Consider the following 512-nt stretch of genomic DNA (forward strand, 5'->3'; position numbering starts at 1 on the left):
ACGCAGCAATAAGGCACGGCGAAGCCGCCACGCTATGATGTTTTGGGTATCTAGAAATTATCTTGATGGTATAGCAGTCAAGTCAGTAATTTTTCACACTGCTTATAATTAGCGCGCCGTTTTATTTCTAGGCTCGCGCAATAATTATCAAGCTTTTTAGGTCGCCCTACTGCGCCGTGAAAAGAATGAACAGTGACACCCATTCAAAAAAATTAAAGCTAATAAGTAGACCACGTTCAATCTGAAAGATCGTTTAGTTAGTAAAGTCGAATAAACTACATGCGCTATAAGCTCAAAGATAGGGAAAACTGAACTCATACGCAGCAATAAGGCACGGCGAAGCCGCCACGCTATGATGTTTTGGGTATCTAGAAATTATCTTGATGGTATAGCAGTCAAGTCAGTAATTTTTCACACTGCTTATAATTAGCCCGCCGTTTAATTTCTAGGCTCGCGCAATAGTTATCTAGCTTTTGCGGCCGCCCTACTGCGCCATGGAATACTTTGGTAAA

1 pseudogene is annotated in these 512 nt (G+C 41.6%); it reads right to left on the reverse strand.

What is annotated here, in order from left to right:
* Positions 1-395 precede the first annotated feature (395 nt).
* Positions 396-512: pseudogene (locus CWC18_RS21620) on the reverse strand (transposase); the annotation flags it as partial.

The organism is Pseudoalteromonas aurantia, from assembly GCF_005886875.1.
Classification (GTDB): domain Bacteria; phylum Pseudomonadota; class Gammaproteobacteria; order Enterobacterales; family Alteromonadaceae; genus Pseudoalteromonas; species Pseudoalteromonas aurantia_A.